The organism is Pontibacter chinhatensis (genome assembly GCF_900113285.1).
GTDB lineage: Bacteria > Bacteroidota > Bacteroidia > Cytophagales > Hymenobacteraceae > Pontibacter > Pontibacter chinhatensis.
This window is the reverse complement of the sequence record NZ_FOOT01000001.1, coordinates 881,410-903,770: the sequence shown is the minus strand read 5'-3', so window position 1 is coordinate 903,770 and position 22,361 is coordinate 881,410. Positions and strand designations below refer to the sequence as shown.

Genomic DNA, 22,361 nt, shown 5'->3' with positions numbered 1-22,361 from the left:
CTAAAGTATAACTTGAGTACCACTTTATCGTCAGAAAACTTATGTGAACCATTGTACCGGTTGATGGTTTTCTTGCTGATACAGACAAAGCAATGGCTAAACTACTTGACTATATAGGCAACACCCCGCTGGTGGAGCTCACCCATATCAATACAAAATCAGGTGTCAGGTTATTTGCCAAGCTGGAGGGCAACAACCCCGGCGGCAGCGTAAAGGACAGGGCTGCTTATAGCATGATTAAAGGAGCACTGGACCGTGGGGAGCTGAAGCCCGGCATGAAGTTGATTGAGGCCACCAGCGGCAACACCGGCATCGCTCTGGCCATGATTGCCAGGTTATTTGAGGTGGAAATTGAGTTGGTGATGCCTGCCAGCGCCACTAAAGAGCGGGTGCAGACGATGGAGGCCTTCGGGGCCAAGGTTATACTTACGTCCGCCGAAAGATCGATGGAAGGGGCGATAGACTATGTGGCCGAGCAAGTGGAGCAGGGCGGTTACCTGGTCCTGAACCAGTTTGGAAACCCCGATAATTACCTAGCCCATGTGCGCACCACAGGCCCGGAGATCTGGCGCGACACAGAAGGGGAGGTAACGCACTTTGTTTCTTCTATGGGGACGACGGGTACCATCATGGGCGTATCACGCTACCTGAAAGAGCAGAACCCGCAGGTGCAGATTGTAGGGGCTCAGCCAGTGGAGGGGGCGCAGATACCGGGTATCCGGCGCTGGCCGGAGGCGTACTTGCCCAAGATTTTTGAGCCCGAGCGTGTGGACCGCATCATCGATGTAAGCCAGGATGAAGCCACAGCCATGACCCGCCGGCTGGCCAGGGAGGAGGGCATTTTTGCCGGTATGAGCAGCGGCGGGGCGGTACATGTGGCCACCAAACTGATTGAAGAACTGGACGAAGGCGTAGTAGTCTGCATCATCTGCGACCGCGGCGACCGTTACCTGTCCTCAGATTTGTTCGCTTCTAAATAAACAAGTATAAAAGAGGCGCTGTATCAGGCCATCACCTTTTATGCCATTCAAGAAGTGGAGCTGTTTCACTCTGCTTACAATACACCCAAACTATTTGTCATTCTGTTAAGAAACTTGGTGGAAGGGAGGTTAAGCCTATACTACATGCTACCAGGATCCTTACAGGATGACAAAAAAGAGAATCAAAAAGTATCAACATACAAGAGGGGCCGTGGAAAGGGTACACCAAAGTATAAGCATTCATCCACTCGCCGATTTAAACTCCCACAAAGTATAAATCCCCATGACTTGTACCACATCGCTGTGGTTTATACTTTAGTGTACCTACATGAAAGAATCTGATGAGGAAAATCAAAAAGAAACATAAAGCCATCAGCGCTCCCATTGGGGACCTGGTCACCTACCGGGCTTTACCCACCAACAGCGTTAACTACATCGACCCGTTCCTGTTTCTGAACCACCACGGTCCGCAGGTATACAAGCCGGGCAATCAGGGCCTGCCCTTCGGGCCGCACCCACACCGGGGCTTCGAAACACTCACGTTTATACTTGATGGCGACATTATGCACCAGGATACTGGCGGCGGGAAGGATGTAATTGCCGCCGGCGGCGTGCAATGGATGACAGCCGGGCGTGGTTTGATTCATGCGGAAGTATCCTCTGAAAAATTTAAGCAGGAGGGTGGCCCGATGGAGATTTTGCAGCTTTGGTTTAACCTGCCTGCCAAGTATAAAATGACGGAGCCGAAGTATATCGGGCTACAAAAAGAAAGTATTCCTGCCGTGAACGAGGATGAAGGCAAGGTAAAGGTGAATGTGGTTTCCGGCAACTGGCGCGAAACGCAGGGCCCGATACCATCGCTGAGCGACATCCACATGGCAAGTATAGAAATGCAGCCCGGTGGTTCCTTCACTACATCAGTGGAAGCAGCACGCAACATCTTTTTCTATGTGGTGCGAGGCTCGGTAAAGGTAAACGGCGAAACTGTGGAGAAACTGCACCTGGTGGAATTCATCAACGAGGGGGAGCAAGTAGAGGTAGAGGCGTTGGAAGATAGCTACATCCTCTTTGGCCATGCCCTACCGTTCAATGAGCCAGTGGTGGCGCACGGCCCCTTTGTTATGAACACCGAAGAGGAAATCCGCCAGGCCTTCCGCGATTACCAGGCAGGTAAGATGGGAAGCTGGGAGAGTTGAGGAGTTAGAAAGTTAAAGAGTTATAAAGTATAAAAGCCACAGCCCCTGCTATATTTGGTGTAGCAGGGGCTGTGGCTTTATACTTTATACTTAGCGGGTTCTTCCGCCTCGGCCTTTGGGAGCGGGGCCCTTGGCCGGACTGCTTTTTCTGGCTGCAGCGCTAGTGCCGGCGGCGCCAGCTCTTCCAGCTGTTTTAGTAGGGCCTTTACCGGGGCTGGTTTTTCTGCTGGTAGCACCGCTTCCGTAGGAACTGCCTTGGCCACCGCCTGCTTTAGGGCCTATCGTTCTTTTGGCAGCACTGCCACCCGGTTTGCTCTTGCCAATGCGGGGGCCGCTTCCTTCAAAAGTTTTAGGCCGGCTCTTTCCGTCTCTGCCACCGCTTCTTTCAGAAGAAGCTGCTGCTTGGCTTTTGCTGCCGCGGCTGCTGGCTATACTTGCCAGGGTTTCCACTTCGGCAGGGCTAAGCTTGCGCCAGTGGCCGTTTGGGAGTTTGGCAAGCGTAAAGTTTTCTATCCTTACCCGCTGCAGGTGTACTACTTTATACCCCAAATCCTCGCACATCCTTTTAATGTTGTGGTTGGTGTTAGGCCTGAGTATGATTCTAAAGCGGGTGGAACTCTCTTTAGCGATAAAGGTCTTCTGCAGCTTCTCTCCGCTCTCCGTTTCGCCGCCACCTATTAGTTTGGCGATAAAGTCCTGGCTGATGAGCTTGTCCACCGTAACGATGTACTCCTTCTCATACTTGTTATCGGCCTTCGTGATTTTGCGTACCAGGTCGCTGTTATTGCTCAGGAAAAGCACGCCCTCCGCATCACGATCCAGGTGGCCGATGGGCTGCAGCGAGGCTGGGTAGTTGATGGCCCGCACCACGTTGTCGCGCACGCCCATATCGGCCGTGGCCGACATGCCGGATGGCTTATTCAGGAGCAAAAACACCGGCTCCTCCTCGCGCACGGTCAGCAGCTGGTCGTCTATGCGTACTTTGTCTTTGGCGGAGACCTTCATGCCGGGCTCCGGCAGTTTGCCGTTTACCGTCACGCGTTCTTCCTCAATCAGCCGGTCAGCCTCTCTGCGGGAGCAAAAGCCCGAGTCGCTGATAAATTTATTTAATCGTTTCGATTCCATGGTATGTGGTGGCGTTTCAGGGCAGGTATATATGTAGTGTATTCGGCCTGCTTTGGTTACGCCGTTTCAGGAAGACAAACTTACGGGAAAAGGTTTGCTTTACCTATGCCGCACTGTATGTGACAGCTTAAAGTTGCAGATGCAGGAGCTTAGCGCCTTCTGCCACCTTTTCCGGATGAAGTACGGCCCCGGCCGGCGCTGCTTCCGCTTTTGGCCGCCCCGCGCGCGCCTCTGGCACTGCCCGAGCTTTTCGATTTGCCGGGTTTGCTGGCAGCGGTGCTTTTGCCACTTCTGGGGCTGCTACTTTGTTTGCCTGGCCTGCTAGTGGAGGAGCTGCTGCGTGGTTTACTGCTTTTGGGTTTGGAGGGGGCGACCCCGGAGGAGGCTTTCTTAACACTCGGCTCTTCCGCGGTTTTAGAGGAGCGCTCTACTAGGCGCATCATTTCGGCCACCTCGGCATCAGTCATATTGCGCCACTGGCCCAGCGGAATCTTAGCCAGCGACAGGTGCATGATGCGGGTACGCTGCAGGGTCTGTACTTCGTAGCCCAGTGCCTCGCACATGCGCCGGATCTGGCGATTCATGCCCTGAGTAAGTATGATGCGGAACTTAGTGGCTCCCAACTGCTCTACAAAGCACTTCCGGGTGTTCACACCAAGTATAGGCACCCCATTGCTCATCCGCTCCACAAAGTTCTGGTTGATGGGCTTATCCACCGTTACAATATACTCCTTCTCGTGGTTGTTGCCAGCCCTGAGGATCTTGTTTACAATGTCGCCGTTGTTGGTCAGGATGATAAGCCCCTCGGAGTCTTTATCGAGGCGGCCCACCGGGAAAATGCGCTCCGGGTAATTGGTGAAGCTGATGATGTTGTCCTTCTGCGAGGTGTCGGTGGTGGTTTCGATGCCGGGAGGCTTGTTGAGCAGCAGGTATACCGGTTCCACAGCATCCACTTCCAGCAGGTTTCCGTCCACGCGCACTTTGTCGCGCGTTGTTACCTTGGTGCCTACCTCCGGTTGCTTCCCGTTCACGGTTACGCGGCCTTGTTCAATAAGCTTGTCGGCCTCGCGGCGGGAGCAGTAGCCCGAGTCGCTGATAAATTTGTTGAGTCGTCTTGGTTCCATAGGCTCGCCAGGCTTCCATTAGGTAATTTGTGAAGTATAAATCCCTGGCAGTTTCAGTAAACGTTTGTCAGGAAAGTATACGGCCCTGCAAAGGTACAGGAATAGCCGGGCTATCCAATGCAGGTAGGGCAGGTGTATGCCAATGGCTATACTTTGAAATGAATACAGCCGGCGCAGCACAAAAAATTATGATGTCTGCTTGCCTAGCGAGAACTGCCGGAGCCATACCTCTGCGTCGCTCTTATCGTCAAAAACCTTCGTTTCAAACAGCTTGGCAGTTTTATGAAAGGTATCAGCCGTTGACCCTCCGAATGTCTCGGGGGTGGCTATCATGGCGAAGTGTTTTAACCCGGCATTGGCCGCCCGCGGAGACCATTCATTCAGCACCCAGTCCAGCGAGTGGTCCCACCCCCCGATAATCAGGCTGGTGTCGTTGAGCACACAGTTGTACCCGGCATCAACCAGCGCCTGCGTGTAGGCATTGACTCCGTTTTTTACATTATCTTCTGTCAGATAACCCATCCACCTTACATGGATCCACTTGTTGGCCCTGTTCGTTTCGATGGTTAAGTATACCCGACCAAATGGATTTGTGAGCTCCTGTATCATGCCAACTATAGATTCACAAATTTACTACAAAGTTAAAAAAAACAGCCCCTGCTTGGCTGCGTCTGCTACCCTGAAACAGCCGATCTGCCAAGCATGAAAAGGCAACACGCTGCCTGGAAGCAATAATTTTAAATTCTTACGAGGTTAACGCGGAGGTGTTCGTGAAATCAGGAATTGGTCTTAAGCCTTCTCCAGGACATAACTATTCTGGCGAAGCGAAACCAGAAATCCGATGCCCCCCCCAATGATGGCAGGCAGCAGCCAGCCCATGCCCAGGCTAAACATTGGAAGGTAAGCTGACAGAAACTCGTTCAGGGCGGCTGAGCCCAGACCCGCTGCATTCAGGCCGTCCGCAATACTTACCAAACCCGCAAACAGCACGGAGAAAGTATAAATGGCGTTTCTGTTCTTCAAGAACGGGCCAAACAGCGTGAGTACGATGAGGATAATAACGGTAGGATAGATGGTAACCAGCACAGGCACCGAAAAGGAAATAATCTGCGTCAGGCCCACGTTAGAGATAAGCGCACTGACCACGGACAGCACAATAACGTAGGTCTTGTAGGAAATGGTGGGGCGTATTTTACGGAAGAAGCTGGCACAGGCTACTACCAGACCAACACTGGTGGTAAGGCAGGCAAAGATTATGGCAGTACCGAGTAGCAACTTGCCATATACACCGAACTGCAGGTGAGAAATTTGGCTGATGATAAGGCCTCCGTTTTCCAGGTGGCCCAGGGTGTCCACGCTGGTGGCGCCGGCATAGCCCAGGCCGATGTATACCAGGGCAAGCCCGGTAGCGGCGATGAGGGCTGCGATGGTACATACTTTTGCAATCTGGCTGGGGTTGCTTACGCCCTTTTCGCGTATGGCGTTAATAACGATAAGGCCAAAGATGAAGGAACCGATCGTATCCATGGTCAGGTAGCCTTCCTGAAACCCTTTAAAGAAGGGCGCCCCCTCGTAAGCAACCAACGGTTCCTGAAAACCTCCCAGCGGATCGGCAAAGCTCTTGATCAGCAGCACCGCCAGGATAATCAGCAGCACCGGCGTCAGGATTTTGCCGATGCGGTCCACTACTTTGCCGGGGTTAAGTGAAAGCCAGTAAGTTACTGCAAAAAAGACGGCCGTATAGCAAAGCATGCTTAGTTTGGATGCTTTAAAACTCTCAGACAAAAAGGGCGCAACGCCAATTTCATAGGACACAGTGCCCGTTCTAGGCACAGCAAACAGAGGCCCGATGGTCAGGTAAATGACAACCGGGAAAATTAAACCAAAGAGCGGGTGCACCCTTGCTGAAATGGTTTGCACGTCTTCGTTTCTGGAAGCGCCAATGGCAATCACGCCCAACAGGGGCAGGCCAACACCAGTAGCAAGAAAGCCCAGAATAGCCGGTAAAAGGTTAGTGCCGGAAGCCTGACCAAGTGATAATGGGAAAATGAGGTTGCCCGCGCCGAAGAAAACGGCGAAGAGCAGCAGGCCAATAAAAAAGGTTTCTTTAAAGGAGAGATTGGTAGAATTCAAAACTTAATACTCAGGTTAGTAGGAAAATAGATGTTCTAACTGCAAGTAAGCAACCAGAGGCTCAAAATCCTACTTTTATCTTGTGTTTTGAGGCAAGAGAGCGCTGAGGTGGCCTTTTTTATACTTTTCATGCCAGCCGCTGCTGCTCTGCAAAGTATAAAAAAGGCCCGCCGGTGTATTGCATAAAACAATCTCCGGCGGGCCGCTAAAGGTTGGTAATATTAGGATTGTATCAGACCTCTGCCATACTTTCGCTGATATTTTGCGTGCTCTTCAGCGTGACAGAGGGCAGTGCCAGCAGCGGAACCTGCGGGTGCGCCGTGATTTTTCCGGTTATACTTTTATCGAGCAGGCGCTCCAAAAAGCTGTGGCGCTGCGGAATGAGCACGAGCAGGTCGGCCTGCTGCTCCTGGATAAACTGCTGGATGCCTTCTGCCACGTTCTCCCGTACATCGTAGGTAAAGTCCAGCGCCAGGCCCTGTAGTTTCTGCTCCACTTGCACCTGCGCCGCGCTTGGGTCGAAGTTGCCCAACTGCATGTTGTTGCGGTAGAGGTGCAGCACTTTCAGCGCTGGCTCAAACGGAAGCAGGAAATCGCGGAGCGGCTCCAGGTCGGCAGTGGGTGGCATCTTGCGCATGTTGGTGGCAAACACAACCTTGCGGAACGGCTTGAAAGGGATGTTTTCCGGCACGGCAAGTATAGGCACCTCGCACTCCTGCATCACCGAGATGGTATTGCTGCCCAGCAAGGCCTGGCTGATGGCGCCGCCGCCCTGCATCCCCATGATCACCAGGTCCGCCTCGTAGCGTTTTATCGCTTCCAGGATCATTTCATAAGAGCCTCCCATGCGGGCGCCGGCCTTTATGGGAATGGTCTTGTATACATCCAGGCGACCGTTTTCCTTGCCAATCTCAGCGAGGGTGGTTCTGCCGAAATCTTCCAGCGAACGTGCCTTTCCCTCTTCCAGGGCACCGATCACATCGGTGGTGTTGAGGCTGGCCGGTGGCGGCATGATAGGGTAGAAAGCATGGAAAAGAACCAGCCGGGCGCCGGTTAAGCTGGCAATCTCCAGGCCGTAGCCCAGGGCGTTGCGGGAGTGTTTGGAATAATCGATCGGTACTATTATTGTCTTCATGGCGGTAACTTCTGAAAGGTAAGGCAGCTAATTTCTAACCACATTACAAAGGTACTGCACCCACCGCCCTGAAAATATGCCGCTTGTCAACCCTAAAACTGAGGTTTATCAGCTTTTAAACAAAAGAGGCTACCGTAATGGCAGCCTCTTTTGGTGTATGCTGATGTTTCGGATACTTAATCCAGGCCTCCCTTGCGGGTTGGCTCTCTCAGTGCAGGCCATGTGCGCTGCTCGCCTGTTCTTGGGTCTACAGGCAGCTTGATGCGCTCGCGGTTGGCAAACTCAGGATCCTCACTGGCTTGGTAGGCAAGTATAGCTACCAGGATGGCATTGCTGCGCACATCGTCGAACACGATCTTGTCGTACGTGTCGCGGTTGGTGTGCCAGGTATAGTTGCCATACGACCAGCTAAGCGAGCTTAGCATGAAGGCAGGGGCGCCCGCTGCTACAAAAGATGCGTGGTCGGAGCCACCGCCGCCCGGGAAGCCAGGGAAGCTGGTTTCAATAGAGCTGGTAATCTCGCGGGGAGCAGCGCTCAGCCAGCGGCCCAGGAAGTCGTAAGAGTGCAGGAAGCCCTGTCCGGAAATGTTGGCTACGCGGCCTGTTCCGTTGTCCTGGTTAAATACAGCCTGGGTTTTCTCTACAATCTTCGGGTTGTCGGCAACAAAGGCGCGGGAACCGTTCAGACCCTGTTCCTCACTGCCCCAGTGGCCCACCAGGATGGTGCGCTTCGGGTTAGGGTACAGTTTCTTCAGGATACGCATGGCCTCCATCATCACAATCGTGCCGGTGCCGTTGTCCGTGGCGCCTGTGCCACCGTCCCAGGAGTCGAAGTGCGCAGACAGGATTACGTACTCATCCGGCTTCTCGGTGCCCTTAATCTCAGCGATGGTGTTAAAGGTTGGGGCGTTTTTCTGGTGCTTAGACTCTGCCTGGATACGGATCTGCGGCTTCTGTCCGGATTCTGCCAGACGGTACAGCATACCATAGTCTTCCAGGGCCATGTCGATGCTCGGTACTTTCTTGGTGTAAGCTCCGAAAATCTTGTTTACACCGAATCCGCGCGACCAGTTGGACGTTACCACGGCGGCAGCGCCGGCCTGCTCCAGCGCTCCTGGCAGCGTGCGGGCGTTATAACCTGTTTTCTTCATGCGCTCCGACCAAGCCTCTGTCTGGGCGTCACGCTCCTTCTTCATTTTCTCCAGCGACTCCTTGGTAGCGAACTCTTCCCAGTTATAGTCGGGGCGGCCGGTTGGCTGTGGCATGGAGATAAGCACGATTTTGCCCTTGACATTGGGCAGCCACTTCTGGAAAGCAACCGAGTCCTGTACGTCTGGCAGCATGATTACTTCGCCGGTTACGCCCTTGCTTTTAGTGGATGGGCTCCAGGCCAGTTGCGTCGCCTCCAGCGATTGCACGCGCGGGTGCACCATGTCGACGTGGGTTACGCCACGCTGCCAGCCACGCCACTCGCCCCACTTATCGTTACGGGCCTCGATGCCCCAGCTTTTATACTTTGCCACAGCCCAATCGTGGGCCTTCTGCATTTCGGGGGTACCTACCAGGCGTGGTCCTATGCCATCCAGCAGCTCATGTGCTAAAGCTTCCAGCTGTGAGTTCTCGTTCGCCTCCTTCACGATGGCTGCAATCACAGGGTCTTGTGCCTGCGTTTGCGTTTGGCCCTGGGTTTGTGCCTGCACCTGCACCATGCTACCGCACAGCAGCAGCGACAGTACAACGGCTTGCATCCTTTTTTTCATCATTTTAAGTATAAGGGTTAGTGTTTGATAATGCGTTTCAAGAACCTGCTATATTTGCCCCGCTACGGCCAGGGCTCAATCAGGCTTCGAAGTCGTTTAAGCTTCTAATGCGTAAATCCTCCTTTAGAGGCAAATTAGGCATAATGGTTTAATTCTGAAACCTGAATATTTGAATTATAAGCTCCAGGCACCTCAGATGAAACTTATTGCCTCCCGCTGGCCTTATTTATAGCTGAGTTTTCAAGTCCAATATATGCAGGAACATTCCATGTTTGAGCGGCTCCCTTTCCGGAGCCAGGCCGAGGTGATAGCCCGCGACGGGGTGGTGCTTGCCCAGCGCAAGTATAACCAGTGGCTGGTAACCCTGTATGCCGTCAACAACACGTTTGTGGAGTTGTGGGCCGGGGAAGAGGTGCAGGTTTACAGCACATTTAAACGCTCGGCCAATGCGGCCACCATCCTGGAGCCCTACGTGGAGGGGGTGGATGTGCGGGATGGCCTGAGCCTGCTTTAACTGTTTTTATAGTTTATAGTATACACGTACGCCCTGCTGAAGCTTTCTCAGCAGGGCGTACGTGTATTATACTTGCACTACAGGCTTGAGCTGTCTGCAGACGTTGTCTATTGTGCCTGTACCTGGTCCAGTTCCAATTCTCTCTCCGGCTCTGGCACCGGAGTTTCCTGCATGTAGCGCTCGAAGCTGTCGTCCATCTCGTCAAGCCAGCGGGTATGGTGCTGGGCGGCTGGCGTGCCTGTCATCACGGAAGTATAGGTTTTGTCACGGTAACGGAGAATGTCCTCTTCCTTGTCCTGGAGCCACTGCTTGAAAAGTACAGCCACTTTGTCCAAATCAATCGTTGGGTAGTCGGTCATGTTCATCAGCTCGCGCACGTACTCGGTCTGGAAGTCTATCTCATCGTCGTGGCTGCAGTTAGCGGCTGCCTTGTTCAGCCACAGGTTGATGTCCTTTTGCCTTTCTTCCTTACCTGGCAGTTGAATTTTGCCTTGGATGACGTCGCGCGCATACCAGGCCTGCACATCAAACATGTTGAACGTATAGTACTGGTCCTGCATGCCCAGGTAAATAAGCTGGGGCAACTCGTTAAAGAATACGCCTTTGTAGATTTTATCCGGGTAGAGGCAGTTCTTGGTCTTCAGGCGCAGCTCGTCGGGCAGGTATGGGAATTTGTGCTGGTAGCCGGTGCACATCACCACCGCGTCGAAGCGCTCCTGGGTGCCGTCGCTGAAGTGAGCCACTTCTCCCTCAAAGTGTGTGAGCAGGGGCACTTCTTTCATGCCCTCAGGCCAGTCCATGCCGATGGGGTTGCTGCGGTAGCTCAGGGTAACAGAGCGGGCGCCGTGCTTGTAGCTCTGCACGCCAATGTCCTCGGCCGAGTAGCTGCTGCCGATAAGCAGTACGTCCTTGTCGCGGAAAATATCTGCTCCACGGAAGTCGTGCGCGTGCATCACCAAGCCAGGGAATTCCTCAATTCCTTCGAAGTATGGCATGTTCGGGGTAGAGAAGTGGCCGGAGGCAACAATCAGGTAATCGAACTCTTCGGTATAGGTCTTGTTGTTGGCCAGGTCTTCCAGCACTACCGAGAACTGCTTAGTGTCCTCCTTGTACTCTACCCAGCGGGCGGTGGTGTTAAAGCGGATATAGTCGCGCACGTTGCATTTGTTTACGCGGCCCTGGATGTAGTCGAACAGCACGGGGCGGGGCGGGTAAGAAGAGATAGGCTTGCCAAAGTGCTCATCGAAGGTATAATCAGCAAACTCGAGGCACTCTTTTGGGCCGTTAGACCACAGGTAGCGGTACATGCTGCCGTGGATAGGCTCGCCATACTTGCCTACTCCGGTGCGCCAGGTGTAGTTCCAAAGGCCACCCCAGTCTGCCTGCTTCTCAAAGCACACGATTTCGGGTATGGCTTCACCTTTCATTTCTGCTGATTTAAACGCGCGTAGCTGCGCCAGACCGCTGGGGCCGGCTCCGATGATTCCTACTCTTAACTTCATATATACTTAAAATTGGTAAATGCAAAGCACAATAATCTGCCTCGAGATATGCTCTAAAGTTGGCTGTTTGGCGATCGGAAAAATTACAATTCCGGGTTTTCGCGCGAGGTTAAAACAGCCTGGCGGAAAACAGAAAGGGGTGCAGGAAGTATAAGAAAAAGAGGCGTTGGAATTGATGCCTTACAAAAGAAGCCGGTTGGCTAAAACTATACTAACAAAGCGCCCTTCTGAAATATTTATATCTCTATGTCAGAATGCCTGTTTTGCAAAGATACAGATTATATGGGTAAAATGATAATTTGCTCTTCAATATGTTGCCAGTGAAGTATAGTTTGGATTAGATAAAGAATGATAAAAATATTTTTAATACAAACTTTACATAAAGTATAAGTATGGCACTTTCGTTAGAGCCTCTTTAGGATAAGGATATTGCGATGGTATTATGTAAAGTGTTTAAAGTGAATATGTTGAGGTGCGTGTTTACAACCTTAGAGGAGCAGCAAAGGCTTGTATGAAAAGGCGAAGCAAGGGATACGGAGGCAAGCTGCAAGTAAGCAACAATAAAAAATTTAAGGTAGGTGATAAAGTATAGAAACCGGGTTGGTTTCCCGCAATAAGCCTGACTTCGTAATATGAGACCTTGTAAAATAATAAACCGCCCTCTCCAGCATGAAAAGGCGGTTTAGGTATGGTTTATACTTGAGTGTTACTCACACCTCATGTACTCCCCGCTTCCAATTGGGGCACCTGGTGGCAGGTCCAGTGTTTTGCCGGGCTTCACCTCTACAGTAACTGGGCGGGTGAGGCGCTCCAGCGCAAACGTGATGTGTGACTGGTAAGTATCCTGCGGGTTAAGGTTGTACCGATGACCTAGGTAATTATTTAAATCCTTGAGGGTAGCGGTAGCCAGGGCACGTGCCTGGTAAGAAGCATTCTCGTTTTGCGACAGGTCAAGCAGGTGTGTGAGTACAATCTGTTCGGTCTGCATTTGTATCAGTCCTTCCATACCGTCTTTTCGCTTGCTCTTCCAGGTGTTGTCCATCAACTGCCCGATTACGTCTTGCAGGCTGAGGCTGTTGCTGCGGGCACCCAGCTCGACCAGGCGCGAGGCACGCTCCGGGTGCAGCAGCAGCGAAATGGTAAAGGTAGCCGATGCCTCCGCGGCAGCCAGCGGGTCGAACGTTACGCCGGTGCGGCGCTCAAACAGCTCGCGGTTGTTGCGCAAACCCGGCGCGCGTGGCGGGATCATTGTGATAACAGGTTCTGGCAGCGTCAGCACCTCCGGCGAGATGGTCTTCAGCAGGGCATCCAGCGCTTTTTGCTGCTCCCGCTTGGCCAGCACGGCCGTAGCCTTTTGGCCATCTCCGCGCACGGTGTAGTTGTAGTAAACGCCGCCTACCATTTTGGCGGCCGCCTCGGTCTGGTAACGGTGGAAGTTGTAGATGGGCACCAGCACATCCTCCAAGGCACTCATTGGGGTACCGGGCTTGATGTTGTGCTCGGAGAAATTCTGCAGGGCTTTTTCCCGTACTTTGAGCACGTGCAGCAGCTCATCTGCCGCATGGGTGCCGTTGTCCCACAGGTGAGCGTCCGGGTGAGAACCACCTGGCGAACGAGCGTCGCGGTCGGTGATAAACTGCAGGCCTTTTTCTCTGCCTTTGGCCAGAATATCATTCAGGGCTTTTTGCTCGTCTGTTCCGGCCGGAAAATCCTGGTAGCCGTAAGCCACGGCCACTTTGTCCCACTCGCCAATGCTGGTGCCGTAGGCCTGGCTCAGGTCGATGTTACCGGCGCGGTCCAGTTTTACCTGCGGGTGCGGGTAGTCCATCACGGAAGCGTTGTTATTGGCGGCATAGTTGTGCATGATGCCCAGTGTGTGGCCCAACTCGTGCGCCGACAGTTGCCGGATGCGCGCCAGGGCCATGTCCATCATCTGTTTGTTTTCCTTGTTACTGTCTTTGTAGGGTGCCAGCAGGCCCTCGGCAATCAGGTAGTCCTGGCGCACGCGCAATGAGCCCAGCGATACGTGGCCTTTGATAATTTCGCCGGTGCGCGGATCTACCACGGAGGCGCCGTACGACCAGCCGCGCGTGCTGCGGTGTACCCATTGGATGATGTTGTAGCGTACGTCCATCGGGTCAGCTCCGTCCGGCAATACCTCCACCCGGAAAGCGTCTTTATAACCTGCCGCCTCAAAGGCCTGGTTCCACCAGCGGGCGCCGTCCAGCAGGGCAGTCCGGATAGGTTCAGGGGCGCCATTATCGACATAGTATACAATCGGTTTCACGGCTTCCGACACCCGGGCGGAAGGGTCTTTTTTCTGCAGGCGGTGACGGGCGATGTAGCGCTTCTCGATGTGCTCGTCCACCGGAGTAGCGTAATCGAAGAAGGAGATGCCGAAGTAGCCGGCGCGCGGGTCTGCGGCGCGTGGTTTATACTTGTTGTCGGGCAGCTGGATGAAGGAGTGGTGCTGGCGCAGTGTGATGGCCTGCACGTCCGGGGTTACCTCGCGCACATAGCGACCGGCATCATCGCCTCCGGTAAAAGTAAGCGTAGCCTCAAACTCCGTGTTTTCGGGGAAGTTCTTGGTGCGCGGCAGGTAGATGGCCGAGCGGGTCGGGTCGAGCTTATAGGTGCCCTGCTTGGTGCGTTTTATACTTCCAATTACATCGTGGGCGTCGCTCAGCAGGAAATCGGTGGCATCCACCAACACGCTATTGCCTTCCACCGCATGTGCCTTAAAGCCCCATAGGATGGATTTGGCAAAAGATTCGTCCACGGCGCGTGCCTCGTTTTTGTTGTCGGTGATGGCGCGGTAGGCGAGGTTTGGCTGCACGAGCATCACCTTGGTGCCGATTTTCTCGAAGTATACGACGCGCTGGCCGCCCAACTGACCGCGGTCCAAGCCGATGTCGTTGGAGCCGAGGCCGGAGGGCAGGGAGTTGACGTATAGGAACTCCTGGTTTACTTTATCTACCTCCAGCCATACTTTGTCAGTTTCCCTGTCGTAATAAAAGGTGAAGTAGCCGGGAAACTTCCGCATGTCTTTGGTGAAGAGGGTAATGGTAGGCAGTGCCTGGGCCAGCGCCATACTTGCCGAAAGCAGCGGCAGCACCAGCACGAGCCATAGGGTTCTGAGGAAGGGTGATGTCATGGTTATAAGGTTAGAAATGCGCTTGATGCTGTAATATAGGGATTTTGAAATTCAGAATTACAGGCCTACCTTCGCAAAGGTATCACGGCATGGCCGCGCGGGGCTCCCCGGGAGCAGATTCCGTAACAAACCATAGCCGGAGAAAGTATAGTTTTCAGAAACACTCAATAAACAATTATGAGCTCAAAATTTCTTTTTGCTGCATTAGGACTGGGGTTTATGCTCGCCTCCTGTGGCAACCAAAAATCAGAATACGACCGCTTTTACGAGCAGGATTATAAAGACTCCGTTTCCGAAGCCGTAGCCAACGCACCGGAGCCAGCGCCTGGCACCAGAACGCCGAGTGCCCCTGCCCAGCAGCAGCCTGCCCAGGAAGTACACCCAGGCTCCAAGCTTATTGCAGGCTCTGACTGTACAGCCTGCCACAGCAACCAGCAGAAACTCGTGGGCCCGGCCTATGTAGAAGTGGCTGCAAAGTATGAGGAGAACGATAAGAACAGGGAGTACCTGATCGGCAAGATTTTAGAGGGCGGTGCAGGCGTATGGGGCCAGGTGCCGATGCCTCCGCACCCGAACCTGAACAAGGATGACGCTGGTAAGATGGTAGACTACATCTTGTCGCTGAATAACTAACAATCCTACCTAAGGCCACACAAATTCAAGTTGTGTGGCCTTATACTTTTTTGCGCATCACCAGCGTGGTCATACTTCGCTCGTGCTCCACCAGCACGGTTTTCAGCGGTTCTAGCATCTCGGCCTGCAAGGTATAAATTAGCTCCCGCAGCAGCGCCTCGTCAGGCAGAAACCACACCGGCCCGTGCGGCATTTTATACTTTTGCGGCGACACCTGCTGCAGCTTCCCCTCCATACCAATCGTTGTACTGAAACGGCAGAAGAGCAAGCCTTCGGGCTTTAGCACGCGCCACAATTCCTGCACCATACTTCTAAAGTGAGCCTCGTCTTTGGCAAAATGCAACACGGCGCTGCACAGCACCACATCAAAGGAATTGTCCTCATAGGGCATCTGGCTCAGGTCAGTCACCACAAAGTTTTTGGACGAGAGGGTAGGGGCCAGCTCCGCTGCCATGCGCCTTACCTCCCGTATGGCTTCGTCTGAAATATCGGCCCCGTATACTTTCACACCGGCCTGCATCAGGTAGTAAATGTTTCGGCCAGCGCCGCAACCGGCATCCAGCACGCGCATCCCTTTGCGGATACGGCCTTTCAGCAATTGGTCGAACAGGTAAATATCAATGTTGCCGAACTGGGCGGGCAGGGACTGGATCGGGAGGTGGAACATAAGCGAAAGTATAGAATGCTAAGGACTGTTGGGGCTTTTACCTTTAAATTAGCACCGTTTTCCTGTTATATTTGATATAAATTTCAGATTATTGAACAAACCCATTCCGAATTAAAAACTATGACTACATCAGCTGCCACAGCATCATCACCAAAAGCAGGCCTCACGGCCGAGCAATTCATACAGAAATACGCCAACCATCCCACCTACATCCCGCCACGGGGGCCTGAGCTGCACTGCAAGAACTGGCAGGCCGAAGCTGCCCTGCGCATGTTCCTCAACAACCTAACCGACGAGGTGGCCGAAGCACCCGCCGACCTGGTGGTATACGGCGGCACCGGACAGGCGGCCCGCACGCCGGAGGATGCCCGCAAGATTATTGAAGTGCTGCTGGAGCTGGAGGAGGACGAAAGTTTGTTGGTGCAGTCGGGTAAGCCGGTGGGCAAGGTACGCACCCATTCTGAGGCTCCGCGCGTGCTGATTGCCAACTCCAACCTGGTGCCGCATTGGGCTACCTGGGAGTACTTCAACGACCTGCGCAAGCGTGGCCTGATTATGTACGGGCAGATGACGGCTGGAAGCTGGATATACATCGGCTCACAGGGTATATTGCAGGGCACTTACGAAACCTTTGCCGCCTGCGGTGATAAATACTTCAACAGCGATTTGCGCCACAAATTGCTTGTAACGGGCGGTCTGGGCGGCATGGGCGGCGCTCAGCCGCTGGCTGCCACCATTGCCGGCGCCACTTTCCTGGGCGTAGACGTAGACCCGGACCGCATTCAGAAGCGCCTCGACACCCGCTATATCGACAAAATGACCTATGACTATGAGGAGGCGAAGCGTTGGGTGCTGGAGGCAAAAGAGCGCGGAGAGGCCATCTCGGTAGGCTTGGTAGGTGATATAGGCGATGTGCTGGAGAAACTAATTCAGGATAACATTACCCCGGATATTCTTACCGACCAAACCTCTGCCCACGATCCGATTAACGGTTATGTGCCGAACGGGCTGACACTGGAAGAAGCCAAAGCCTTGCGCCAGCAGGACCCGGCAAAGTATAAAGAGCTGTCACTGAAAAGTATGGCCCGCCATGTGGGCTTTATGCTGGAACTGCAAAAGCGCGGCAGCAAAACCTTCGACTATGGCAACAACCTGCGCGAGTTCGCGCAACAAGGCGGCGAGGCCAATGCCTTCAACATCCCGGGTTTTGTGCCTGAGTATATTCGTCCGCTTTTCTGCGAGGGCAAAGGACCCTTCCGCTGGGCGGCGCTTTCCGGCGACCCCGAGGATATCCGCGTGACCGACGAGGCGCTGAAGGAGCTGTTCCCGGAGAACACGCACATGATTAAGTGGCTGGACGAGGCACAGGAGAAAGTAGCCTTCCAGGGGCTCCCGTGCCGCATTTGCTGGCTGGGCATGGGCGAGCGCGAGAAAGCAGGTCTGCTCTTTAACCAGTTGGTACGCGAGGGCAAGGTAAAAGCGCCCATCGTCATCGGCCGTGACCACCTCGACTGCGGCTCTGTGGCCTCCCCGTACCGTGAAACCGAAGGCATGAAAGACGGCTCCGACGCCATCTCTGACTGGCCGCTACTGAACCTGATGGCGAATACGGCCGGCGGGGCCACCTGGGTGTCGTTCCACCACGGCGGTGGCGTGGGCATCGGCTACTCGCAGCATGCGGGCATGGTGATATTGGCCGATGGCACCGACCGTGCCGAACGCTGCCTCCGCCGCGTGCTCCACAACGACCCAGCCATGGGCATCTTCCGGCACGCTGACGCGGGCTACGAAACGGCGCAGGAAAACGCCAGGAAGTTCGGGTTGGAGCTGTAGTCTTGTCTTTGTCTGAATAAGGATTTGTGGGATTTGGGGTGGCCAGGATTTGAGCAGTGCCGGGTCCAACCACCCCCAGCCCCTTAGAGCTACGCTCGGTACCTTCGAACTCGCGTTCTCGGTAGTCCAATGTGGGGAGTCTTTAACTACTTTGGTAAGGGTATAAGTTCTATAGTAGCTCTGTTTCTGCAAAGTATAAACCCACCCCAACCCCTCCTGAGAGGGGAATTGTCCGCAGGCAATTATCATCCCCCTACCCCCTTCAAAGGGGGACTTTGGCTGAAGTTGCATCAGTAATAGCTATCGACTTTATCCCAGCCTTTGGGTTGAGCGCCTTCTAGATTTCCGGTGCCGCTGTGGCGGCATTGCAACCGAAGGGTAGCAAAGGAAATGTAGACAGCGCGATGCCCGAAGGCGAGGCCTCCCGGCCTGGGAGGGCACCAAAGCAGGAAATGAAACGAGACGTTTGTGGGAACTAGAGGATGAACAGAGGCTAGAAAGTATAGCTTGTGTAAGATTGCGGGGAGCAGCAGCTATGAAAGTATAAACCGGAAGTATAGGCAAAGTATAAAGTATGGCTTTTCAAGCCAGTCGGGTTACAAACCCAACATCATAAAAAGACACGAACTGCAAGCTCGCACCAGGAAAGTATAAAGTATAAAGTACAGCCAAAGTATAAATCCGGCTTTTCAAACAAAATGCTGACTACTTTTAGCTCAGACAACGAGTATAAAAGTATAACGCGCTACATTATCAAACCAACTATGAAAGATAACAAAGACACCTCAACCCATACCTTAATCGGCCCTTTTAGCCAAATCCTGCCTATGACCAACCTGCCGGAGGCGGGTGCGCTGCAGGACGAGCAGCTAAAGGTAATCGAGCAGGCCGGGGTGCTGGTGCAGGAAGGCAGGGTGCAGAAGGTAGGCAAGTATGACCAACTCCACCGCGAGGCGCTGGATAACAAGTATAAACTCGAACTGATTGAGGAGCCGATGGTGCTGCTGCCTGGCCTCGTTGATGCCCATACCCATATTTGCTTTGCCGGAAGCCGCGCCAATGACTATGCCATGCGCGTGGCCGGGAAATCCTATTTAGAGATAGCCCGCAGCGGCGGCGGCATACTGGACAGCGTACGGAAAACCCGCGAAGCAACCTTGGTAGAACTGGTTGATTTGATGCGGAAGCGTTGCGACCGCCACCTGCGCGAGGGCGTTACCACCTGCGAGGTGAAGAGCGGCTATGGCCTAACGGTGGATGATGAACTGAAAATGCTGGAGGCCATCAGTCTCGTAAACAAGCATCATGCACTTGACCTGGTGCCGACCTGCCTGGCGGCACACATGCGCCCCCCGGAGTTCACCGACTCCAAAGTATACTTGCAGCATGTTTTGGATGAGTTGCTACCGCAGGTGCTGGAACAGAACCTGGCCAACCGCGTGGACATCTTTGTCGAAGACACCGCCTTTACGGAAGCGGAATCCCTGGAATTCTTGTTGGCTGCCAAAGAAATGGGCTTTGATATAACGGTTCACGCCGATCAGTTCAGCACGGACGGCAGCCGGGTAGCCGCAGAGGCCGGTGCTATTAGTGCCGACCACCTGGAGGCCAGCGGCGACGAGGAAATTGCACTGCTGCGCGATGCTGGTGTGGTGGCTACCGTACTGCCAGGAGCCTCGCTGGGGCTGGGCATGCATTACGCACCTGCCCGCAAAATGCTGGACGGCGGCCTTTGCCTGGCTATTGCTACGGACTGGAACCCCGGATCTGCCCCCATGGGCGATTTGCTGATGCAGGCGGCTATACTTGGTGCTGCTGAAAAATTAACTATCGCCGAGACCTTGGCTGCCATTACGACCCGTGCCGCCAAAGCGCTCAACCTCCCAGACCGTGGCAGTCTGGCAAAAGGAAACCTGGCCGACATGATCGCCTTCCCGACAGAAAACTATAAGGAGATTTTATATTTGCAGGGCAAGCTGAAGCCATCTAAAGTATGGAAATCCGGGAGACAAGTATAAGGTATAAGCGCTCGTGCGAATCACTCTAAGTCACGAAACCGAAGATTCGCATCAGGGGTAAAAACAAACAACAACAGACAATTAACAGCATAAAAAATGTATAAACCCACCGCACCTAGTACGTGGAAAGGCAGAGTAGACACGCTCGAAGGCGAAGAGGGCAAGCGCTGGCACCAGGGTATTAAACTGCTCAACCTGACTGACACCACAGAACCTGCCCTGGCAAACCAGGCTATCGCGTTTCTGGGGTTTTGCTGTGATGAAGGCGTGCGCCGCAACCAGGGCAGGGAAGGGGCAGTGGAAGGGCCGGCAGCGCTGCGGCAGGCCATGGCCTCCTTTGCGTGGCACCTGGAGGATGATGTGGCGCTGTTCGACGCGGGCGATGTATACTGCACCAACCAAAACCTGGAGGAAGCACAGAAGCAGCTGGGTCGGAAAGTGAATGCCCTGTTATCCAACACGTACAAAACGATTATACTTGGCGGCGGGCACGAAACTGCCTATGGCCATTTTTTAGGTATCAAGCAGGCCCTCCCGGAGGGGCAGCAACTGGGCATCATCAACTTCGACGCGCATTTCGACCTGCGGAGCTATGAAAAGCAAGCCAGCTCCGGCACCCCGTTCCTGCAAATCGCCGATGACTTAGGGGCGCAGGGCCAGGATTTTAATTACCTGTGCCTGGGTATACAGCAGCAAGGCAATACGCAGAAGCTGTTTAACACCGCCGCAGCCTATGGTGCCGATTACGTGTTTGCACCGGCGATGCAGGTGTATAATTATGAGGCGCTGCGGGAGCGGCTGCAGCAGTTCACGGAGCTGGTTGACCTGCTGTATGTAAGCATTGACATGGACGTGTTTGCCGCGGCCTATGCGCCCGGCGTAAGCGCACCTGCCGCCCTGGGCGTGCATCCGGAGATTGTGCTGTTGCTGTTGCAGGAGATTATCAGCAGCGGCAAATTGCTGACGCTGGATATAGTGGAGCTAAACCCCAAACTTGATGTTGACAGCCGCACGGCCAGGCTGGGTGCATCGCTGCTTTACCACGTGGTGCAGCAGTGGAGCCAGGTATAGTTTGAGGAGATTTCTGATATAAGGCAAGCTGGTGCCAAACCCGCAGCAAATCCACCTAAACGAAACGGCCCTGCATACTACTGCAGGGCCGTTTTGTTTTATACTTATTTCCCAACCTTAAATTTAGTCCAGTAGGTGGTGTCGCTGGTTTTTACTTCTATCAGGTAGGTATCAGGCTTAAGCTTGCCGAGCGGGTAACGCCAACTGCTGCGGTTGCCCTCGATGCTAACGGGCTCGGTGTATACTGTTTTTCCGGCGGAGCTTTTTACAAAAAGTACGGCGTTCTCATCCAGCTGCTGCGAGAAATCCAGCTCAAAGGTACCTTTGGCAGTGGGCTTGAGGTAAATACCCGACAGGGTTTCCTTGTTGGCGTTAGGATGCTCGGTGCTGACAAGTATGTGTTCTTTCTCCTGTGGAGGTAAGGGCGTGGTCTGTGCTTTGGCGAAGGTCAGGCTGAAAAGCGGCAGGCCCAGGGCCAGTGCTGCGGCATATGTTTGCTTCCTAATCATGTGTGTTCTGCTTAAAGTCTAAGTATAACACACGTTATTGCATTTTTGATGCCAGATTTATCAGGCGTGCTTGCGCAAGCTCCCTTTTTCTGCGTCAAAGCAGTAGGGGCAACTGCCGTTTACCTCTGAGCCGCCCAGCCAGCGCGTTTTGGGGATGAAAGAACCGTATCCCTCCAGCACCCGCTCCCCAAAGAAGCTTAAGGAAAGGGGCTCCTTGGCCTGCACCAGGTCAGGTTGCAGGCGGGCTAATATCTCCTGCAGTTGCAAATCGCCGAAGCCGTAGCCGGGGTCCTGTTGCCAGAACTGCTGCATAAGCGCATCTACGGTGGTAGTGCCAGCCTGTATCATACTGAGCAGCATGTGCTCGGGCTGGCTAAGGCCGTTGGTGCAAGCCGGGAAGCGGCGCAAATGCAGTTGCAGGGCCTGCTGCAAGTATAAAAGCGGCGCGGACTGTTGCTGTAAGTATACCTGTAGGTTAAGGTGGTTGGGGCCAGCGTAAAGTTGCCACAGCTGCTTGGCCTGCTCCAGTTGCGTATCATCCACCTGTATCCTCTCTTCAAACAGTTGCTGCAGTTCCTCCGGCCTCAGCAGCGCAATGTTTTTGCCTTGCACTGGTGTGCAGATTGATACCATGGGCGGTTTTTTCTGGTGCAGGCGCTGCAGTAAGTATAGCAGGTTTACCTGGCACATCAGGTCAGTGTCGAACCACAGCACCACCTCAAAGAAAGCCCCGATTCCCTCCAGCTTCTGCAGCTCTTCCAGCACCTTAGTTTTATACTTTTCCGCCAGCTCGCCATAGGTGGAGGTGATGTAGTCCTGCCGCTTTTGCCAGAACTCCGGCTCAGGCAAGGTATAGAATACCGGCCCCTCTGAGAGAATTTCGCGCCACACCATTACCTGACCGGGCAGCCCGGCTGCAGTGAAGGCAGGGACTGAGGCATCGCCGTTGAGGATGTGGAGGGTGGGAAGTTTTTTCATCGGTATAAAGTAAAAGTCGCCGGAAATGA

18 protein-coding genes are annotated in these 22,361 nt (G+C 53.8%); 7 read left to right on the top strand and 11 right to left on the bottom strand.

Going from position 1 to position 22,361, the window contains the following annotated elements; all coding sequences use genetic code 11:
* Positions 1-92 precede the first annotated feature (92 nt).
* Both cysM and BM040_RS03755 read left to right on the top strand, forming a co-directional pair.
* Complete coding sequence (gene cysM / locus BM040_RS03760; protein ID WP_092099134.1) at positions 93-980, top strand: cysteine synthase CysM; 888 nt, start codon at positions 93-95, stop codon at positions 978-980.
* 341 nt (positions 981-1,321) lie between these two features.
* Positions 1,322-2,176 (top strand): pirin family protein, encoded by an 855-nt coding sequence (locus tag BM040_RS03755; RefSeq protein ID WP_092099133.1) that lies wholly within the window; start codon positions 1,322-1,324, stop codon positions 2,174-2,176.
* 90 nt (positions 2,177-2,266) lie between these two features.
* Here BM040_RS03755 and BM040_RS03750 read toward each other — a convergent pair whose 3' ends face one another.
* The 6 genes from BM040_RS03750 to BM040_RS03725 all read right to left on the bottom strand — a co-directional run bounded on the left by BM040_RS03750 (position 2,267) and on the right by BM040_RS03725 (position 9,456).
* Complete coding sequence (locus tag BM040_RS03750; RefSeq protein WP_092099131.1) at positions 2,267-3,301, bottom strand: pseudouridine synthase; 1,035 nt, start codon at positions 3,299-3,301, stop codon at positions 2,267-2,269.
* Between the two features lie 149 nt (positions 3,302-3,450).
* Entirely contained in the window at positions 3,451-4,425 is a 975-nt protein-coding gene (gene rluF / locus BM040_RS03745; protein WP_092099129.1) for a 23S rRNA pseudouridine(2604) synthase RluF, read from the bottom strand.
* 186 nt (positions 4,426-4,611) lie between these two features.
* Positions 4,612-5,034 carry an STAS/SEC14 domain-containing protein gene (locus tag BM040_RS03740; protein WP_092099128.1) on the bottom strand — a complete coding sequence of 141 codons (423 nt, stop codon included), beginning with the start codon at positions 5,032-5,034 and terminating at the stop codon, positions 4,612-4,614.
* A gap of 180 nt (positions 5,035-5,214) precedes the next feature.
* Positions 5,215-6,558 (bottom strand): branched-chain amino acid transport system II carrier protein, encoded by a 1,344-nt coding sequence (brnQ, locus tag BM040_RS03735; RefSeq protein WP_139217754.1) that lies wholly within the window; start codon positions 6,556-6,558, stop codon positions 5,215-5,217.
* A gap of 232 nt (positions 6,559-6,790) precedes the next feature.
* Positions 6,791-7,693 (bottom strand): universal stress protein, encoded by a 903-nt coding sequence (locus BM040_RS03730; RefSeq protein ID WP_092099126.1) that lies wholly within the window; start codon positions 7,691-7,693, stop codon positions 6,791-6,793.
* A gap of 176 nt (positions 7,694-7,869) precedes the next feature.
* Positions 7,870-9,456: a M20/M25/M40 family metallo-hydrolase gene (locus BM040_RS03725; protein WP_092099125.1), complete on the bottom strand. Its 1,587-nt coding sequence runs from the start codon at positions 9,454-9,456 to the stop codon at positions 7,870-7,872.
* Between the two features lie 250 nt (positions 9,457-9,706).
* On the opposite strand from BM040_RS03725, the gene BM040_RS03720 reads away from it, so the two are divergent.
* Positions 9,707-9,967 carry a hypothetical protein gene (locus BM040_RS03720; protein WP_092099123.1) on the top strand — a complete coding sequence of 87 codons (261 nt, stop codon included), beginning with the start codon at positions 9,707-9,709 and terminating at the stop codon, positions 9,965-9,967.
* A 107-nt stretch (positions 9,968-10,074) separates the two neighbouring features.
* On the opposite strand, the gene BM040_RS03715 is transcribed toward BM040_RS03720, so the two are convergent.
* Positions 10,075-11,469 (bottom strand): NAD(P)-binding domain-containing protein, encoded by a 1,395-nt coding sequence (locus tag BM040_RS03715; RefSeq protein WP_092099122.1) that lies wholly within the window; start codon positions 11,467-11,469, stop codon positions 10,075-10,077.
* Between the two features lie 706 nt (positions 11,470-12,175).
* Positions 12,176-14,623 carry a zinc-dependent metalloprotease gene (locus BM040_RS03710; protein WP_092099120.1) on the bottom strand — a complete coding sequence of 816 codons (2,448 nt, stop codon included), beginning with the start codon at positions 14,621-14,623 and terminating at the stop codon, positions 12,176-12,178.
* A 177-nt stretch (positions 14,624-14,800) separates the two neighbouring features.
* On the opposite strand from BM040_RS03710, the gene BM040_RS03705 reads away from it, so the two are divergent.
* Positions 14,801-15,256, top strand: a complete 456-nt coding sequence (locus BM040_RS03705) for a c-type cytochrome (RefSeq protein ID WP_245756086.1) — start codon at positions 14,801-14,803, stop codon at positions 15,254-15,256.
* A 40-nt stretch (positions 15,257-15,296) separates the two neighbouring features.
* Here BM040_RS03705 and BM040_RS03700 read toward each other — a convergent pair whose 3' ends face one another.
* A complete protein-coding gene (locus BM040_RS03700) occupies positions 15,297-15,923 on the bottom strand; it encodes a class I SAM-dependent methyltransferase (RefSeq protein ID WP_092099117.1) in 627 nt (208 codons plus the stop codon).
* A gap of 120 nt (positions 15,924-16,043) precedes the next feature.
* Between BM040_RS03700 and hutU the strand changes: the two genes are divergently transcribed.
* From hutU to hutG, 3 genes are all read left to right on the top strand, one after another.
* Positions 16,044-17,756, top strand: a complete 1,713-nt coding sequence (gene hutU / locus BM040_RS03695; RefSeq protein ID WP_092099115.1) for a urocanate hydratase — start codon at positions 16,044-16,046, stop codon at positions 17,754-17,756.
* A gap of 698 nt (positions 17,757-18,454) precedes the next feature.
* Entirely contained in the window at positions 18,455-19,774 is a 1,320-nt protein-coding gene (hutI, locus tag BM040_RS03690; protein ID WP_317040157.1) for an imidazolonepropionase, read from the top strand.
* 96 nt (positions 19,775-19,870) lie between these two features.
* Positions 19,871-20,845, top strand: a complete 975-nt coding sequence (hutG, locus tag BM040_RS03685) for a formimidoylglutamase (RefSeq protein ID WP_092099113.1) — start codon at positions 19,871-19,873, stop codon at positions 20,843-20,845.
* Between the two features lie 104 nt (positions 20,846-20,949).
* Here hutG and BM040_RS03680 read toward each other — a convergent pair whose 3' ends face one another.
* Both BM040_RS03680 and BM040_RS03675 read right to left on the bottom strand, forming a co-directional pair.
* On the bottom strand, positions 20,950-21,354 hold the full coding sequence (locus BM040_RS03680) for a hypothetical protein (RefSeq protein WP_092099111.1): 405 nt from the start codon (positions 21,352-21,354) through the stop codon (positions 20,950-20,952).
* 60 nt (positions 21,355-21,414) lie between these two features.
* Positions 21,415-22,332 (bottom strand): DUF1835 domain-containing protein, encoded by a 918-nt coding sequence (locus BM040_RS03675; RefSeq protein ID WP_092099109.1) that lies wholly within the window; start codon positions 22,330-22,332, stop codon positions 21,415-21,417.
* Positions 22,333-22,361: the final 29 nt, after the last annotated feature.

Bases quoted from the DNA above. Each gene is read 5' to 3' on its own strand.
- cysM (WP_092099134.1), top strand. From the start codon at position 93: ATGGCTAAACTACTTGACTATATAGGCAACACCCCGCTGGTGGAGCTC.
- BM040_RS03755 (WP_092099133.1), top strand. From the start codon at position 1,322: ATGAGGAAAATCAAAAAGAAACATAAAGCCATCAGCGCTCCCATTGGG.
- BM040_RS03750 (WP_092099131.1), bottom strand. From the start codon at position 3,301: ATGGAATCGAAACGATTAAATAAATTTATCAGCGACTCGGGCTTTTGC.
- rluF (WP_092099129.1), bottom strand. From the start codon at position 4,425: ATGGAACCAAGACGACTCAACAAATTTATCAGCGACTCGGGCTACTGC.
- BM040_RS03740 (WP_092099128.1), bottom strand. From the start codon at position 5,034: ATGATACAGGAGCTCACAAATCCATTTGGTCGGGTATACTTAACCATC.
- BM040_RS03730 (WP_092099126.1), bottom strand. From the start codon at position 7,693: ATGAAGACAATAATAGTACCGATCGATTATTCCAAACACTCCCGCAAC.
- BM040_RS03725 (WP_092099125.1), bottom strand. From the start codon at position 9,456: ATGATGAAAAAAAGGATGCAAGCCGTTGTACTGTCGCTGCTGCTGTGC.
- BM040_RS03720 (WP_092099123.1), top strand. From the start codon at position 9,707: ATGCAGGAACATTCCATGTTTGAGCGGCTCCCTTTCCGGAGCCAGGCC.
- BM040_RS03715 (WP_092099122.1), bottom strand. From the start codon at position 11,469: ATGAAGTTAAGAGTAGGAATCATCGGAGCCGGCCCCAGCGGTCTGGCG.
- BM040_RS03710 (WP_092099120.1), bottom strand. From the start codon at position 14,623: ATGACATCACCCTTCCTCAGAACCCTATGGCTCGTGCTGGTGCTGCCG.
- BM040_RS03705 (WP_245756086.1), top strand. From the start codon at position 14,801: ATGAGCTCAAAATTTCTTTTTGCTGCATTAGGACTGGGGTTTATGCTC.
- BM040_RS03700 (WP_092099117.1), bottom strand. From the start codon at position 15,923: ATGTTCCACCTCCCGATCCAGTCCCTGCCCGCCCAGTTCGGCAACATT.
- hutU (WP_092099115.1), top strand. From the start codon at position 16,044: ATGACTACATCAGCTGCCACAGCATCATCACCAAAAGCAGGCCTCACG.
- hutI (WP_317040157.1), top strand. From the start codon at position 18,455: ATGCTGACTACTTTTAGCTCAGACAACGAGTATAAAAGTATAACGCGC.
- hutG (WP_092099113.1), top strand. From the start codon at position 19,871: ATGTATAAACCCACCGCACCTAGTACGTGGAAAGGCAGAGTAGACACG.
- BM040_RS03680 (WP_092099111.1), bottom strand. From the start codon at position 21,354: ATGATTAGGAAGCAAACATATGCCGCAGCACTGGCCCTGGGCCTGCCG.
- BM040_RS03675 (WP_092099109.1), bottom strand. From the start codon at position 22,332: ATGAAAAAACTTCCCACCCTCCACATCCTCAACGGCGATGCCTCAGTC.